Here is a 14,893-nt window from a genome sequence, read left to right as displayed (position 1 = left end):
CGTTCGCCCGCCGGGCCGCGCATGCGCAGGCCGCCGGCGCGGATGGCCTCGACGTGGGCGCGGTTGCGGTTGATGAGCACCACGTCGTTGCCGGCCTCGGCCAGCGCGCCGCCGATGGCGCAACCCAATGCGCCGGCGCCGAGAACTGCGATCTTCACGATGGATTCCTCTTAGAGCAGCGCCGATTCTTGGACTTGCGGCCCATCGGCTGAACAGCATGGGCCACATACACTCCATGTCGGAATCACATGATGGAGCGGCCATGGCCGACCTACCCCTGCTCGATGGCCGGCAGCTGCAGCTGATCGACCTGCTGCACAGCACCGGCAGCGTGACGCGCACCGCCGAGGCCATGGGCCAGACCCAGCCGACGGTCAGCATCTGGCTCGCCCGCCTGCGCACGCAGATGGGCGACCCGCTCTTCGTGCGCACCGCCCAGGGCATGCAGCCCACGCCGCGGACCGAGGCGCTGATCGGCACCGTGCGCACGGTGCTGGCCGGCCTGCGCGCCATGGCCGAGACGCCCGCTGCCTTCGACCCCGCGACCATGCAGCGGCGCTTTCGCATCTTCATGACCGATGCCAGCCACATCACGCTGCTGCCGCGGCTCTTCTCGCACGTGCGGGCGCTGGCGCCGGGCGTTACGCTGGAGGCGGCGGCCATCCACGCCGGCATGGCGGCGGAGCTGGAGGCCGGCACGGCCGACCTGGCGCTGGGCCTGATCCCGGCGCTGGAGGCCGGCTTCTACCAGCAGACCCTGTTCGACCAGGACTGGGTGTGCCTGGCGCACCCCGACCATCCGCGCATCCGGCCCCGGTCCTTCGGCCTGAAGGACTACAGCCGCGAGGCGCACGCCGGCATCGTCTCCGGCACCGGCGCGCAACTGCTCGACAGCACCGTCCGGCGCCTGGGCATCGAGCGGCGCGTGGTGCTGGGCATTCCCGGCTTCCTCGGCCTGCCTGCCATTCTGTCGACCACCGACCTCGTCGCCACCCTGCCGCGGCACATCGGGGAGACGCTGGCGCAAATGGGCGGCCTGCGCGTGCTGCGCTGCCCGGTGCCCATTCCCGGCTTCTCGGTGCGGCAGCACTGGCATGCGCGCTTCCACCAGGATGCGGGCAACCGGTGGCTGCGGGGGATCTGCGCGGAGTTGTTCCTGCGCACGGCCCCGGCACGGACCGGGCCGCGCTGACCGCCAGACGCGCTCAGGCCGCCTTCACCGCCAGCCCCGCCGCGGCCCGCATCTGCGCCACGTCCGTGAACTTCTCGCGCGGCTTGCCGACGGCCGCGCCGCGCGCCACCTCGGCCGCGTCGATGCGGCGCCAGGCGGCGTGGTCCACGGCGCGTTCGCGGGCGGCCAGCAGGGCAGGGGCGGGCACCAGCGGCCGGCTGCGCAGCCAGGGCAGGTCGGCGAGCAGGGCGTCGGCGGTCTGGATGCCGCAGGCGCGGTTGCTGCCGATGGTGCCCTGCGGGCCGCGCTTGGCCCAGCCAGCCACGTAGAGGCCGGCCAGCGGTCCATCGGCATCGCCCAGGCGCCCCTGCGAATTCACATGCACGCCGCGCGCCGCGTCATAGGGCACGCCGGCCACCGGCAGGGCCTGCCGGCCCACGCTGGCGAACACCAGGCCGCAGTCCAGCTGCACGTCGCCCGGCTCCGGCGCCTCCGCCGTCCGGGCGAAGCGCATCGACTGCACACGGCCTTCGCCCACGATGGCCACCGGGGCCAGATGAAAGCGGAAGACGCAGCGGCGCCCCTGCGTGGGTGCCCGCCCGGCAAAGGCCTGCAACTGCGCGATGGCCGCGCGGGCCTCGGTGTCGGTGGCGGGCGAGGGCTCGAAGTGGTGGGCCTGCCAGTCGCTGGCATCCAGCAGCGCATCGCAGCCGGGCAACTCGCCGAACTCGTGCAGTTCCTTGGGCGAGAAGCGGGTCTGCGCCGGGCCGCGCCGGCCGACCACGACCACCTCGCGCACGCGGCTGTCGGCCAGGGTATCGAGTGCATGGGCCGCGATGTCGGTGCGGCGCAGCACGTCCACGGGCTGCAGCAGGATGCGCGCGACGTCCAGGGCCACGTTGCCGTGGCCCACCACCACGGCGCGCTCGGCCGACAGGTCGAAGCCGGCGTCGCGCTGGTCGGGATGGCCGTTGTACCAGCCGACGAAGTTGCCGGCCGCATGGCTGCCCAGCAGGTCTTCGCCGGCAATGCCCAGGCGCCGGCTCTGCGGGGCGCCGGTGGCCAGCACGACGGCGTGGTAGCCACGGCGCAGGTCGTCCAGCGTCACGTCCTGGCCGAGCGCCACGCCGCCCAGCAGGCGCAGGCCGGGCATGGTGGCGATGCGCTCGAAGACGGCGCCCACCTGCTTGAGCTTGGGATGGTCCGGCGCCACGCCATAACGCACCAGGCCGTGGGGCACCGGCAGGCGGTCGATCAGGTCCACCTGCAGCCCGGGCACGCCGGCACGCAGCAGGGCCTCGGCGGTGTAGAAGCCGCTGGGGCCCGCGCCCACGATGGCGATGCGCACCGTGCCGTCCGCCGCGACGTTCATCCGCCTCCGCCGGCCCCCTGCGGAAGGGCGGGCGCGCCGGGCAGCGGCGGCAGCCGCTGGGTCAGCACCGGCGTCAGGGCCGCGCGCTCGCGGTTGATGCCGATCCATGCCTGCTTGTCGGCGGGCAGCAGGAAGTCGGCCTGGATGGCGCCGACAGGGCAGATCGGCGCGCAGCCGCCGCAATCGATGCAGTTGTCCGGGTCGATGTAGGTCATGCGTTCGTCGACGTGGAAGCATTCAACGGGACAGACGGTGACGCATTCGGTGTAGCGGCAGCCGCTGCACAGGTCGGTGACGACGTAGGGCATGGGGTGTCCGTCTCCCGATTCAGAGTGCCGCGACCTGGACCAGCGTGTCCGAGAAGGTCGGCGCCCGTCCCAGGTCCGCAAACACCGTCGGCGTGATCGCATGCACGTTGCCGCTGCCACGGCTGCTGCGATGCCAGTAGCCCGAGGGCGCCACCACCAGGCCGGGCATCACGTCGGCCGACAGGGTGGCCTTGGCCTCGAAGGCGCCGCGGTCGTTGAACACGCGGATGGGCGTGCCGGCCGCGATGCCGCGCTCGCCGGCGTCGTCCGGGTGCAGGAGCACCAGCTGCTCCTCGCCGGCCTGCGCCTGCTGCACGGGCAGGTTGCCGAAGTTGGAGTTGAGGAAGGCATGGCTCTTGGGCGAGATCAGGCTCAGCGGATAGCGCCGGGCCAGGGCCGGCGCCGTCGCCCGCGCCTCGTTGGGGCGGATGTAGTGCGGCAGCGGGTCCACGGGCTCGCCGGCCTGGTCGGCGCCGTAGCCCTGGCGGAACAGCGGCGCGACGAAGTTGCCGCCCTCGGCCAATGAGGACTTGAATTCGCATTTGCCCGAGGGCGTGGGGAAGTTGCCGTCGCGGTGCGGCGCCCAGTCCGCGGCGCCCGGCATGGCGAGGCGCATGTAGCCGCGGGTCTTGAGTTCCTCCAGCGTGATGCCCTGCATCACCGGGCTGCTCCAGTCCATCGACTCCGCGATCATCTGCGCGTCGCTGCGCTGGAAGAAGGGGTCGTCGATGTCCATCGCCTTCGCCAGCCGCCGGAAGAGCTCGGTGTTGGGAATCGCCTCGCCCAGCGGCGCGATGGCCTGGTTGTTGTAGCTGAGGTAGAGGTGCCCCCACGAGAACATGATGTCCTCCTGCTCCAGCTGCGTGGTGGCGGGCAGCACGATGTCGGCATAGCGGGCCGTGTCGGTCATGAAATGCTCGCTGACCACGGTGAACAGGTCCTCGCGCGCCAGGCCCTGGGCGATCCTGTCCTGCTCGCACACCATGGCCATGGGGTTGGCGTTGTAGACGAAGAGCGCGCGGATGGGCGGTCCCGCCGGCAGCTCGCCGTTGAGCGCCGGCCCCAGTCGCCAGCTGTTGATGACGCGCATCGACGGCGGCTGCAGGTCGGGGCGCATCAGCCCGGGCCAGTTGACCGGAAAGGCCCAGATGGGCAGCTGCAGCAGGCCGCCGCCCACGTGCTTCCAGGCACCGATCAGCGCCGGCAGGCAGGAGATGGCACGCACCGTCTGGCCGCCGCCCGCATGGCGCTCCACCGCCACGCCGATGCGGATCACCGCCGGCGGCGTGCTGGCGTATTCGCGCGTCAGCTTGAGGATGTCCTCGACCGGAATGCCCGTCTCCTCGGCCGCGAACTCGGGCGTGTACTGCGCCACGCGCTCGGCCAGCTCGTCGAAGCCGACGGTGTGCTGCGCGATGTAGTCGCGGTCGAGCCGGCCTTCCCTGATCAGGATGTGCGCCATGGCCAGCGCCAGCGCGCCGTCGGTGCCGGGGCGGATGGGAATGTGCCAGTCGGCCAGCCGCGCGGTGCGGGTGCGCACCGGGTCGATCACCACCAGCTTGGCGCCGTTCTTCTTGGCCTGCTCGATGAAGGGCCAGTGGTGCGAGTTGGTGCTGAGCGTGTTGCAGGCCCACAGGATGATGTAGCGCGCATGCACGAAGCTCTCCGGGTCCACGCCGGGCGTGTGGCCGATGGTCATCATGTAGGCGGTGCACGAGCCCGAGTCGCAGAAGGTGCGCTCGCACACCGTGGCGCCCAGCTTGTTGAACAGCGGGTCGCCCACGTTCAGCCCGTTGAGGATGCCCTGCGTACCCAGGTAGCTGTAGGGCAGGATGGCCTGCGGCCCGTCCTGCGCGATCACGTCCTTGAAGCGGGCGGCGATCTCGGCGATGGCCTCGTCCCAGCCGATGCGCGCGAACTGGCCACTGCCCTTGGGGCCGGTGCGCCGCATGGGGTAGAGCAGGCGCTGGTCGCTGTAGACCCGGTCCTGGTAGTTGTTGACCTTCACGCACAGCCGGCCGCGGGTGAAGGGATGGTCGGGATTGCCGCGCACGGCGATGGCCTTGCCATCTTCCACCGTGGTGATGAGTGAGCAGGTGTCGGGGCAGTCATGCGGGCAGGCGCCCATCACGGTGGTGCGGGTCATGGGAATTCCTTTCGCTCGTCGGCGCGTCGGTGGGATGGCTGCGAGTCTGGCGATGCCCGGCCGGAAACGCCTTGTCCGGGTTTGCTCTGTTCTTGTCCGCATCTGCTGCCTCCACGATTGGCATGGAAACTGCGTGCCGCGCCCCACGCCCGCCACCGCGGCACCCCTCCATTTCGCCAGCACCATGTTGGGTCACTCGGTCGACAAGTACGTCAACAGCACGATGCACCAGACCTCCAACGCGCAGGGCTGGCGGCACATCCTGGCCGAGCGCTGGAGCCACGCTGCGGGCGAACTGCCGCGCTTGGTGCCGCGCGACACCGAGGTCGCCATCCAGCTGGGCGGCCACACCCGCGTCGACCGCATGGGCGGCGGCCGGCGCGAGAACACCGTGGGCCGGCCCGGCACCATCTGGCTGTGCCCCGCCGGCATCGAGGAGGAATACATCAACGTGGTCGAGCCCATGGCCGACTGCCTGCACCTGTTCCTGCCCGCCCAGCCCTTCGCCGACACCGTGCAGCGCGAGTTCGACATCGACCCCGCCCGCGCCGTGCTGCGCTACCAGACCATCGAGCACGACCCCTTCGTCGCCCTGGTGGCGCAGCAGATCGTGGCGGAGCTGGACCAGGAGTCCGGCGCCGGCCGGCTGCTGGTGGAAAGTCTGTCGGTGGCGCTCAGCGCGCACCTGCTGCGCCACTATGCCGATCAGAGCCCGGCCCGCCCGCTGGCCGAGAAGGCCGCGCGCCCCATGGACAGCCGCCGGCTGGCCCGGGTGCTCGACGCCATCGAGGCGCGGCTGGAGCTGGAACTCAGCGTGGCCGAACTGGCCGAGGTTGCCTGCATGAGCGTGGGCCACTTCACCCGCAGCTTCCGCGCCGCGACCGGCCAGCCGCCGCATGCCTTCATCGCCGAACGGCGCATCGCCCGGGCTAAGGCCTGGCTGCGCGAGCGGGAATGTCCCATCGAGGAGATCGCCTATGCGGCGGGCTTCTCCACGCCGGCGAGCTTCTCCAAGGCCTTCCGCCGCGCCACCGGCTGCACGCCGAGCGAATTCAGGGCACGTTCGGCGGCCTGACCCGCGCGCCTGCAGCGCCCGTCCCGACCTGGTGGGCCGCCCGGCACGGCGCCCGACGACGCGCCGGCACTCAGGCGCTCAGGCGTTCAGCCCACCGCCATCGGCAATCGAAGATCGAAGCAGGCCCCGCCACCCGGCGCATTGGTCGCTTCCAGCCGCGCGCCGTGGGCATGCATCACGGCCTGCGCCAGCGACAGGCCCAGTCCCAGCCCGGAGGCCGCCTCGCGCGCACGGGCGCCGCGGTAGAAGCGCTCGAACAGGTGCGGCATGTCCGAGGCCTCGATGCCCGGGCCCTCGTCGGTGACGCGCACCACCGCTTCGCGCGCGGCGGCGTCCGCCATCAAGCGCACGTTGACCGCGCCGCCCTGCGGCGAATACTTGATGGCGTTGTCCAGCAGGTTGGTCAGCGCCAGCTGCACCGGCACGCGGGCCGAGACGGCGGTGAGCGGCGCGCCTTCGTCCACCGTCAGCGCCACCTGCCGCTGGCGCGCCACCGGCGCCATGCGGCGCAGCGTCTCGCACACGAGGTCGTGCAGCGGCAGCGATTCCATCTCGCCGCGCTCCTGGCCGGCGTCCAGGCGGGCCAGCACCAGCAGTTCCTCCACCAGCAGGGTGAGCGACTCCACCTCGTCCAGCGCCGAGCGCAGCGTCTCCACGTAGCTGGCCGCGTCGCGCGGGCGGCGCAGCGCGATCTCCAGCTCGGCCCGCAGGCGCGACAGCGGCGAGCGCAGCTCGTGCGAGGCATCAGCGGTGAAGTTGCGCTGCGCCTCGATGCCCCGCTCCAGGCGGTCGAGCATGTCGTTGAGCGTGTCCACCAGCCGGCCGATCTCGTCGGGCGCGCCGGGGTGCGGCAGGCGGCTGGCCAGGTTGCGCTGGCCGATGCGGCGGGCCTGTTCCACGATGTCGTCGATGGCGTTGAACACGCGCCGCGTGAGCAGCTCGCCCGCGATGCCCAGCGCCACGATCAGCACCACCGTGAGCAGCAGCATCATGATGCCGGCGCTGGCCACGGCATGGTTCACGTCCTCCAGCGAGGCGGCGACCTGCACCGCCAGCAGGTCGGGCCGGTGCGGCACGGCCACCGCCACCACCCGCGTGGGCTCGCTCGCGAAGCGGTCCAGCTCGTCGTACACCGGGCCGCCGTCGGCGATCTGCGCGCGCAGGTCGGCGGCCACCGGCAGCATGGCCGCGCCCATGTTGGCGCTGCGGGCCACCACCTTGCCGTCCTTGTTCACCACCTGCACCAGGCGGTCCACCCGCGCGTAGGACGGGCCGCGGTTGCGCACCGCCTCGTGCACCACCACCGGCGTGCCGGGCTCGGCGGTGGCCAGCATGCCGGCCTCCAGCTCGGCCAGTGCCAGGATGGCGTCGTCCAGGTCGCCGCGCAGGTCGGTGGAGAAGGCCCAGGTGCCCACCGAGGCCACCACCGCCATCACCACCGTGACGACGGCGAAGTGGACGATGGCCAGCCGGCGGCGAAAGCTCAGCGTGCCCAGGTTCATGCCGACCCCACCGCCAGGCGGAAGCCCCGGCCGCGCACGGTCACGATGGTGGGGTCGGCCAGGCCCTCCAGCTTGCGCCGCAGGTTGCCCATGTGCACGTCGATGAGGTTGTCGATGGCGATCAGGTCGTCCTTCCAGATCTGCTCGGCGATGCGCGCACGGCTGACCACCTCGCCCGGATGGCGCATCAGGATGTGCAGCAGCGCGAACTCCTTCTGCGTCAGCTCGATGGGCTGGCCCTGGCGCGTGACGGCATGGCTGACCGGGTCCAGCCGCAGCGCGCCCACCGTGAGCACGGCCGGCCGCGCGAGGTCGGAGCGGCGCAGCAGCGCGCGGGCGCGGGCCAGCAGCTCGTCGAAGGCGAAGGGCTTGGTCAGGTAGTCGTCGGCGCCGCGGTTGAGGCCTTCCACGCGGTCGCCCAGCGCGTCGCGGGCGGTGAGCATGAGCACCGGCGTGGCCACGCCGCGGTCGCGCAGCCCGGCGCACCAGCTCAGGCCGTCCAGGCCGGGCAGCATGCGGTCGAGCACGATCAGGCCGTAGGCATTGACGAAGGCTTCCTCGTCGGCCTCTTCGGCCGAATGCACCACGTCGACCACGAAACCCTCCTCCTGCAGGCCGCGCGCCAGGACGCGGGCGGCCTTGCGGTCGTCTTCCACCAGGAGGATGCGCATGATCGGAAAGGGCACTTGCGAGAGCTTCGGGGCCCGCAGTATGCCCGCGGCCCCCTGATTTCCGCCTGAAGAACTCTTCAGGATTTCTTGGGACTTTCTTCAGGCGCGGCTGCGTAATCTTTGTCCCACAACGGATGTCCCTGCCCGCCCGAGGCGCGGATCCGACCGACGCATGATGACCGCTTCCGTTCCGTCCGCAACCCCTTCCCGCGCCTGCGCCGGCGCCGTGCTGCTGCTGCCCGGCCTGTGCAGCACGCCCGACGAACTGCTGCACCTGCAGTCCAGCCTGCGCCGCAGCGGCTGGCACGTCAGCACGCCCCACATCGCCGGCTACTGCTTCGACACCGAGGCCGGTGCCGAAGGCCAGCGCAGCAGCGGTTTCGGCGACTGGGTGGAGCGCGTGTGCGCCGAATTCCGCCAGCTGCGCATGCAGCACGAGACAGTGCTGCTGGCCGGCATCTCCGCTGGTGCCGCACTGGCCCTGGCCGCCGTCGCCCGCCTGGGCGAGGCCGCGGCCGGCGTGGTGCTGATGTCCACCACGCTGCGCATGGACGGCTGGAGCGTGCGCCGCAGCCGCTGGCTGCTGCCGCTGGCGCTGTACACGCCGGTGGGCCGCCTGTGGCGCTACCGCGAGCGCGCGCCCTATGGCGTCAAGAACCTGCGCGTGCGCGAATGGATCGAGCAGGAGCTCAAGGACCGCCGCATTTCCCGCGCCGGCTGCGCCGCCATCGGCGTGGGCCACCTGCGCGAATACGACCGCCTGCGCCGCGCCGTGCGCCGCAGCCTCGCCGCCGTGCGCTGCCCGGTGCTGGCACTGCATGCGCGCGAGGACGAGGTCGCCAGCCTGTCCAACATCGACCTGCTGGCCCGCGGCCTCACGCACGCGCCGCTGCACACCGTGGTGCTGGAGAACAGCTACCACATGATCTCGATCGACAACGACCGCCGCCAGGTGGCCGAAGAGACGATCGGTTTCGCCCGCGCCGTGGCCCAGGGCCGCGCCCCTGCCTGCGCTTCTTCTTCCACCTCCACCGAAAGCTGAACCATGCCGTCGACCACCTTCCAGACCATCGCCCGCATCGCCGAGGAAGAACACCGCTGCGACCCCGCGCTGCTCAAGCCCGAGGTGCCGCTGGCCGACCTGGGCCTGGACTCGCTCGCGCTGATGGAATTCATCTTCTCGGTGGAAGACGCGCTCAAGCTGCGCCTGCCCGAGGAACGGCTGGACCCGCGCGAGGCCGGCATCACGCTCGGCGACCTGTGCGCCGCCATCGACGCGCACATGGCCCAGCAGCAGGGCGCCGGCACCGCTTCCGCCACGCCGGCGCACGCCTGAGCACGGCCGCCGCAGAAAGACCGTCATGAGCGTTCCTGTCGCCATCACCGGGCTGGGCGTCGTCAGTCCCCTGGGCACCGGCGTGCCCGCGCTGGACGAGGCCCTGGCCGCCAACCGCTGCGCCATCGCGCCGCGCGAGGTCGTCATCGACGGCGTGGAGCGGTTCACCGTCGGCGTGGCCGCCTGCCGCGACTTCGACGACCGCAAGACCCGTGCGCCCTCCGGCGTGACGCTGGACCGCGGCACCGCCATGGCCCTGGCTGCCGCCTTCGAGGCCGCCGAGCAGGCCGGCCTGGGCAGCGGCACCGCGCAGCAGCCGGCGGCCGAACGCCTGGGCGTGTTCTGGGGAAGCGGCATGGCCGGCGCCAGCAGCTTCGACCAGTCCACCGAGCAGCTCTATGCCCGCAAGCGGCGGCTGCGGCCCACCTCGGTGCTGACCACCATGCCCAATGCCGCGCCGGCCGAACTGGCGCTGGCCTTCGGCGCGCGCGCCACGGCCATCGGCTATGCCTGCGCCTGCGCGTCGGCGGCCGTGGCCATCGGCGAGGCGCTGCGCGCCGTGCGCGGCGGCTGGGTGGACGTGGCCATCGCCGGCGGGCACGAGGCGCTGCTCACCCCCGCCGTCATCGCCGGCTGGCAGGGCATGCGCGTGCTGGCTCCGCTGGATGCCGAGGCGGCCCTGACCTGCCGACCCTTCTCGGCCGACCGCGCGGGCTTCGCGCTGGGCGAGGGCGCGGGCGCGGTGGTGATCGAATCACTGGCATCGGCCGAGCGCCGCGGCGTGGCCGTGCGCGCGCTGCTGGCCGGCTACGGCAGCAGCTGCGACGCCGTGCACATCAGCACTCCGCAGAGCGAAGGCCAGGTGCGCGCCGTGCGGGCCGCGCTGGCCGACGCCGGCCTGGCGCCGGGCGACATCGGCCACGTCAACGCGCATGGCACCGGCACCGTGGCCGGCGACGCGGCCGAGGCCGCCACGCTGGCCGAGGTGTTCGGCCACCGCGGCGTGCCCGTGAGCGCCACCAAGGCACTGCACGGCCACATCATGGGCGGCGGCGGCGCCATCGAACTCCTGTGCGCCCTGCGCGCCATGGACACCGGCCATCTCCCCGCCGCCGCCAGCGGGGCCGATGCCACGCTGGGCGTGGACCTGGTGCACGGCCTGGCGCCGCGCTCGGTGGGCGGCATCCGGCACGTCATGTCGAATGCCTTTGCGTTCGGTGGGACGAATGCGGTGCTGGTTGCGAGCAAGGTGGGGTGAGCGCTACGCCCCAACTCAGCAGTGATAAATTGACCACTTTGATGGCAAGAATGCTCGCTTGATCAAAGCATTTTGGCTACCATGATCGCCAAAATGCGCGATCAGACATCCCTCATCGACATCCACCGCGATGGCGTCTGGCTGCCTGCCGCTGAGTTGCGGGCATTGGGTCCGGACCGCTGCCGCATCGACTACCTGCCGGATTACGTGTTCGGCGCTGCCGATCCCTGGCCGGTGTCGCTGCGCCTGCCGGTGGGTGTGGCACCAGACCGCTATGTCGCGGGGCCTTCGGGCCTGGAGCCCGACCGCAGCGCACCGGGCTTCCTCTATGACCTGGTGCCGCAAGGCAAGGGCCGCCGCTACCTGCTGGCCCAACTCCAGCTGCAGGATGACGAGCGCCTTGTCGTGCCACTCGTCATGGCCGGGGCCTTCAACCCCATCGGCTGCCTGCGGCTGCAGAGCGCGGTCACCTTCTTCGCAGAGCACGCACGGCGCAACCCCGATCCAGCCAGCACCCGCGGCTTCGCATGGCAAGACCTGCAGGCCCGCAGCGCCGATGTCCTCGACCATCTGTCGATGCACGCCATGCTGGCTTCCGGCACCACGGGCGTGCAGGGCGTGGCGCCCAAGTTCCTGCTGAGCACGGACGCCGACGGCCGCTGGTTCGCCGACATGGCGCTGCCCGACGACCGAGCGCAGGCGCACTGGCTGCTCAAGTTGCCGCGCGGCCCGGCGCCGGAGGACCGCACCGTGCTGCGCAACGAGGCCGCCTATCTGCGCCTGGCCGCCGCATGCGGCCTGCGCACCGGCGCCGATCCCCAACTGCACGGGGACATGTTGCTGCTGCGCCGCTTCGACCGCCAGGTGCAGGCCGGGCGGGTGCTCCGCCTGCATCAGGAAAGCCTGGCGAGCCTGGCCGACCTGCGCGGCTTCGGCATCGCTGCCAACCAGCACCATCTGCTGGGCGCGCTGCGGGCCGTGGTGTCCGACCCGTTCGCCGAGACCCTCGAGTTCCTGCGACGCGACGTGCTGAACCTGGCCATGCGCAACACCGACAACCATGCCCGCAACACCGCCGTGCAGCGACTGCCCGATGGCCGCGTGCAGCTCACGCCCCTGTTCGACTTCGCGCCCATGTTCCTGGATGGCGAGCTGATCGCCCGCAGCTGCCACTGGCGAGACGCGACCGGCCGTGTGCAGGACGACTGGCGCCAGGTCATCGAGTCCTTGGACGTGCCGGATGCCGAGCGGCGCCAGATCGCTGCCGCGCTTCTGGCATTCGCCGAGGTGGTCGCCGGTCTGCCTGAGACGGCAGCGCGTTGTGGCGTGGAGACCGCGGTCATCGATGCCTCCCGGCCCACCATCGACCGCCAGTGCGAACAGCTCGCCGCGCTGTCGGCCCTGCGGCCCGCCAGCGGCCGGAGTGCCTGAGGCCATGGACAAGCGCCGCACCCGCACCGACGCCGAGCTCGAGCGGCAGTACCGCGATGCCTTCTACGAGGCCGTCGGCAGCGGCCGACTGTCCATTGGCCAGGCCGTCGCCGCCATGCGCCGCATCAGCAAGCTGACGCAGCCCGAGTTCGCCCGCCACCGTGGACTGAGCGTGCAGATCCTGCGCCGCATCGAGGCCGACAACGCCAACCCCACCGTGGACACGTTGGAGAAGATTGCCGGTATCTTCGGCCTGCAGGTCGGCTTCGTGCCGAAACGCAGTGACTCGATCTCGGCACGCGACCTGATGCCGATCGCGCAGCAGCGTGCGGAGGGCGAGCGAAGGTCCGAATGAGTTTTGCCAGCGACAGATGGGTTGGTACGCAAGCTTGGCGCCAGGTTCGGGACGGCTTGAACGCCTGTCGTGACTCAGGCCGCGCCGCCCGCCTCGAACTGGATCGTCGCCAGCCCGCGGTCCAGGTGCATGTCGAGCTCGTTCACCATGTCGTCCAGGCTGTCGCCCAGGGCGCAGTCCAGGAAGCGCCGGTGGTTGGCCTCGAAGTCCACCTTGGGCGCATGCGCGATCTGGCAGATGGCGAAGCCCAGCTGGATCTTCTGCGTCATCTGCTGCCAGAAGGCGGGCATCAGGTGGTTGCCGCAGCGCTCGTACACCAGGCCGTGGAAATGCGCCTCGGCGCGGATCTCCTCCGACAGGTCGTCGCTGCGCACGGCCGCGATCATGTGGTCGAAGCGGGCCTGCAGTTCGCTGCGGAAGGCCGCGTCGCGCAGCGGCCAGACGCGCCGGTAGGCCTGGGTCTCCATCACGCGGCGCATTTCGTACACGTCGCGCAGCACCGCGGCATTCACCTCGGTGACGAAGGTGCCGGCATAGGGCCGGTTGGTGGCCAGGCCGCTTTCGATCAGCTCGCGGATGGCCTCGCGCAGCAGGCCGCGGCTCACGGCCAGGTCGCCGGCCAGCCGGCTTTCGACCAGCTGCGTGCCCGGTGCGATGCGGCCGGACAGGATGGCGCGGCGCAGCGTCTCGGCCACCTGGTCGCGGCGGGTCAGCGTGGGCAGGGGCTCGAAACGGGGGATGCTGCTCATGGTGTGGGCGCGATTCTCGGCGAGGGCTCGATGCGGCGGCGCGCGTGGTGCAGAGCTTCAGGCCCGCAGCGCGAAGCGCTTCTCCAGCCGCGAGGCCAGGTACGAGCCCGGGTAGATCAGCACGAAGTAGATGAGCCCCACGGCCGTAAGGATCTCCAGCGGCCGGTAGAAGGCGGCCGACAGGGCGCGGCCCTGGTACATCAGCTCCTGCACGGCGATGACCGAGGCGATGGAGGTGTTCTTGGCCAGCTCGATGCCGCGGTTGGTGAAGGCCGGCAGCATGCGCGCCAGCACCTGCGGCACGATCACCCGACGCATCAGCTGGGTGCGCGTCATGCCCAGGGCGCGGGCGCCCTCCCACTGCCCGCGCGGCAGCGAGGCGATGCCGCCGCGGAAGATCTCGGAGCAGTAGGCCGAGGCATTGAGCACCAGTCCGCACAGCGCCGCCACCAGCGGCGTCAGCTGCACGCCGGTGAGGATGGGAAAGGCGTAGAAAAACCAGATCAGCTGCACCATCACCGGCGTGTTGCGGAACAGCTCCACCCAGCTGCTGCCCAGCAGCACCGGCACGCGCCGGCCCGAGCCGGTGGCCAGCGACAGCAGCAGGCCCAGCACCATCGACAGCGGGAAGGCGATGGCCCAGAGCAGCGCGGTCATGCCCACGCCCTTGAGCAGCACGGGCCAGTTCTGCAGCACCGGCGTGAAGTCCCACGAGAAGTCCATGCCGGTCACCTCGCGGTTGCGGAAACGGGCCGGGTGGCGCGGGTCAGCCGTGCCTCCAGCAGGTGCGCCAGCAGGCTCAGCACCAGCAGCGTGACGAAGAAGATGGCCGCCACCACGGTGTAGACCTCCAGCGGGCGGAAGGTGATGCTGTTGACCTGCATGGCCTGGTAGAGCAGGTCGGAATACGCCAGCGTCGAGGCCAGCGCGGTGGTCTTGATGAGCTCGAAGGAGCGCTCCATGAAGGGCGGCAGCATGCGCTGCAGGGCCTGCGGCAGCACCACGCGCCGCAACACCAGGGCAGGGCGCATGCCCAGGGCGCGGGCACCTTCCCACTGGCCGCGGTCGATGCTGACCACGCCGCCGCGGAACACCTCGGCATAGAAGGCGCCCGACTGGGTGGACAGGGCGATGATGGCCGCGACGTACGGGTCCAGGCTCACGCCCAGCACGACGGGCAGGGCATAGAAGGCCCAGAAGAAATGCACCAGCGGCGGCGTGTTGCGGTAGAACTCGGTGAACCACAGCGCCGGCCATTGCAGCCAGCGCGTCTTGGTCAGGCGCATGCTGGCCAGCACGGCGCCGATGAGCACGCCCATGGCAATGGCCACCGCCGCGATGCGGAAGGTGCCGAGCACGCCCGTCCACAGCATCTGGCGATATTCCCAGACGGCGCTGAAGTCCCAGTCGTAGTTCATGTCAGTGGTTCTTGGCGCTGCAAGCACATCGCCGCGCATGAGGCGGCCGCAGCGCGCGCAGGGTTTTGCTCCCGCTCCCCTCGCGGGAGAGGGCGGGGGAG

General features: G+C 71.3%; 16 protein-coding genes. 7 read left to right on the top strand and 9 right to left on the bottom strand.

Translation table 11 applies throughout. The features are described from left to right. Positions 1-158: ketopantoate reductase family protein (locus NS331_RS25845; RefSeq protein WP_193758190.1), on the bottom strand; the 158-nt coding region annotated here is incomplete at its 3' end. A gap of 104 nt (positions 159-262) precedes the next feature. Here NS331_RS25845 and NS331_RS23480 point away from each other — a divergent pair. Continuing rightward, positions 263-1,192, top strand: a complete 930-nt coding sequence (locus tag NS331_RS23480) for a LysR family transcriptional regulator (protein WP_058644347.1) — start codon at positions 263-265, stop codon at positions 1,190-1,192. Positions 1,193-1,205: 13 nt separating this feature from the next. Here the strand turns inward: NS331_RS23480 and NS331_RS23475 are convergent, their stop codons facing one another. Genes NS331_RS23475 through NS331_RS23465 form a run of 3 tightly spaced genes read right to left on the bottom strand, consistent with a single transcriptional unit; the run spans position 1,206 to position 4,997 of the window. Beyond that, positions 1,206-2,543 carry an FAD-dependent oxidoreductase gene (locus NS331_RS23475; RefSeq protein ID WP_058644346.1) on the bottom strand — a complete coding sequence of 446 codons (1,338 nt, stop codon included), beginning with the start codon at positions 2,541-2,543 and terminating at the stop codon, positions 1,206-1,208. Next, complete coding sequence (locus tag NS331_RS23470; RefSeq protein WP_058644345.1) at positions 2,540-2,851, bottom strand: ferredoxin family protein; 312 nt, start codon at positions 2,849-2,851, stop codon at positions 2,540-2,542. Before NS331_RS23470 ends, NS331_RS23475 begins: the two co-directional genes overlap by 4 nt. A 19-nt stretch (positions 2,852-2,870) precedes the next feature. Further along, the gene (locus tag NS331_RS23465; protein WP_058644344.1) at positions 2,871-4,997 is read right to left on the bottom strand and encodes a molybdopterin-containing oxidoreductase family protein; all 2,127 of its coding nucleotides are present in this window, start codon (positions 4,995-4,997) and stop codon (positions 2,871-2,873) included. Positions 4,998-5,181: 184 nt separating this feature from the next. Here NS331_RS23465 and NS331_RS23460 point away from each other — a divergent pair, with 184 nt between their 5' ends. Beyond that, positions 5,182-6,072 carry a helix-turn-helix domain-containing protein gene (locus NS331_RS23460; protein WP_058644349.1) on the top strand — a complete coding sequence of 297 codons (891 nt, stop codon included), beginning with the start codon at positions 5,182-5,184 and terminating at the stop codon, positions 6,070-6,072. An 86-nt stretch (positions 6,073-6,158) separates the two neighbouring features. Here NS331_RS23460 and NS331_RS23455 read toward each other — a convergent pair whose 3' ends face one another. Together NS331_RS23455 and NS331_RS23450 are read right to left on the bottom strand one after the other, a co-directional pair. Beyond that, positions 6,159-7,574: a sensor histidine kinase gene (locus NS331_RS23455; protein WP_058644343.1), complete on the bottom strand. Its 1,416-nt coding sequence runs from the start codon at positions 7,572-7,574 to the stop codon at positions 6,159-6,161. Further along, positions 7,571-8,245 (bottom strand): response regulator transcription factor, encoded by a 675-nt coding sequence (locus tag NS331_RS23450; protein ID WP_058644348.1) that lies wholly within the window; start codon positions 8,243-8,245, stop codon positions 7,571-7,573. Before NS331_RS23450 ends, NS331_RS23455 begins: the two co-directional genes overlap by 4 nt. A gap of 175 nt (positions 8,246-8,420) precedes the next feature. Here NS331_RS23450 and NS331_RS23445 point away from each other — a divergent pair, with 175 nt between their 5' ends. The 5 genes from NS331_RS23445 to NS331_RS23425 all read left to right on the top strand — a co-directional run bounded on the left by NS331_RS23445 (position 8,421) and on the right by NS331_RS23425 (position 12,625). Continuing rightward, the gene (locus tag NS331_RS23445) at positions 8,421-9,287 is read left to right on the top strand and encodes an alpha/beta hydrolase (protein ID WP_242873869.1); all 867 of its coding nucleotides are present in this window, start codon (positions 8,421-8,423) and stop codon (positions 9,285-9,287) included. 3 nt (positions 9,288-9,290) lie between these two features. Then, positions 9,291-9,581: an acyl carrier protein gene (locus tag NS331_RS23440; RefSeq protein WP_058644341.1), complete on the top strand. Its 291-nt coding sequence runs from the start codon at positions 9,291-9,293 to the stop codon at positions 9,579-9,581. A 25-nt stretch (positions 9,582-9,606) separates the two neighbouring features. Continuing rightward, entirely contained in the window at positions 9,607-10,839 is a 1,233-nt protein-coding gene (locus tag NS331_RS23435; RefSeq protein ID WP_058644340.1) for a beta-ketoacyl-[acyl-carrier-protein] synthase family protein, read from the top strand. Positions 10,840-10,932: 93 nt separating this feature from the next. After that, positions 10,933-12,270, top strand: a complete 1,338-nt coding sequence (locus NS331_RS23430) for a type II toxin-antitoxin system HipA family toxin (protein ID WP_193758189.1) — start codon at positions 10,933-10,935, stop codon at positions 12,268-12,270. A gap of 4 nt (positions 12,271-12,274) precedes the next feature. Beyond that, positions 12,275-12,625: a helix-turn-helix domain-containing protein gene (locus NS331_RS23425; protein ID WP_082702723.1), complete on the top strand. Its 351-nt coding sequence runs from the start codon at positions 12,275-12,277 to the stop codon at positions 12,623-12,625. A 74-nt stretch (positions 12,626-12,699) separates the two neighbouring features. On the opposite strand, the gene NS331_RS23420 is transcribed toward NS331_RS23425, so the two are convergent. From NS331_RS23420 to NS331_RS23410, 3 genes are read right to left on the bottom strand one after another with little or no spacing between them, the layout of a single operon-like run. Next, positions 12,700-13,374, bottom strand: coding sequence for a GntR family transcriptional regulator (locus NS331_RS23420; protein ID WP_058644338.1), 675 nt, complete (start codon positions 13,372-13,374; stop codon positions 12,700-12,702). A gap of 57 nt (positions 13,375-13,431) precedes the next feature. After that, positions 13,432-14,097 carry an amino acid ABC transporter permease gene (locus tag NS331_RS23415; RefSeq protein ID WP_058644337.1) on the bottom strand — a complete coding sequence of 222 codons (666 nt, stop codon included), beginning with the start codon at positions 14,095-14,097 and terminating at the stop codon, positions 13,432-13,434. Positions 14,098-14,102: 5 nt separating this feature from the next. After that, a complete protein-coding gene (locus tag NS331_RS23410) occupies positions 14,103-14,792 on the bottom strand; it encodes an amino acid ABC transporter permease (protein ID WP_058644336.1) in 690 nt (229 codons plus the stop codon). Positions 14,793-14,893 lie beyond the last annotated feature (101 nt).

This window comes from Pseudacidovorax intermedius, from assembly GCF_001476815.1.
Lineage (GTDB): Bacteria > Pseudomonadota > Gammaproteobacteria > Burkholderiales > Burkholderiaceae_C > Xenophilus > Xenophilus intermedius_A.
Note: the sequence above shows the minus strand (reverse complement) of the source record. Positions and strands in the feature narration are given on the sequence as shown.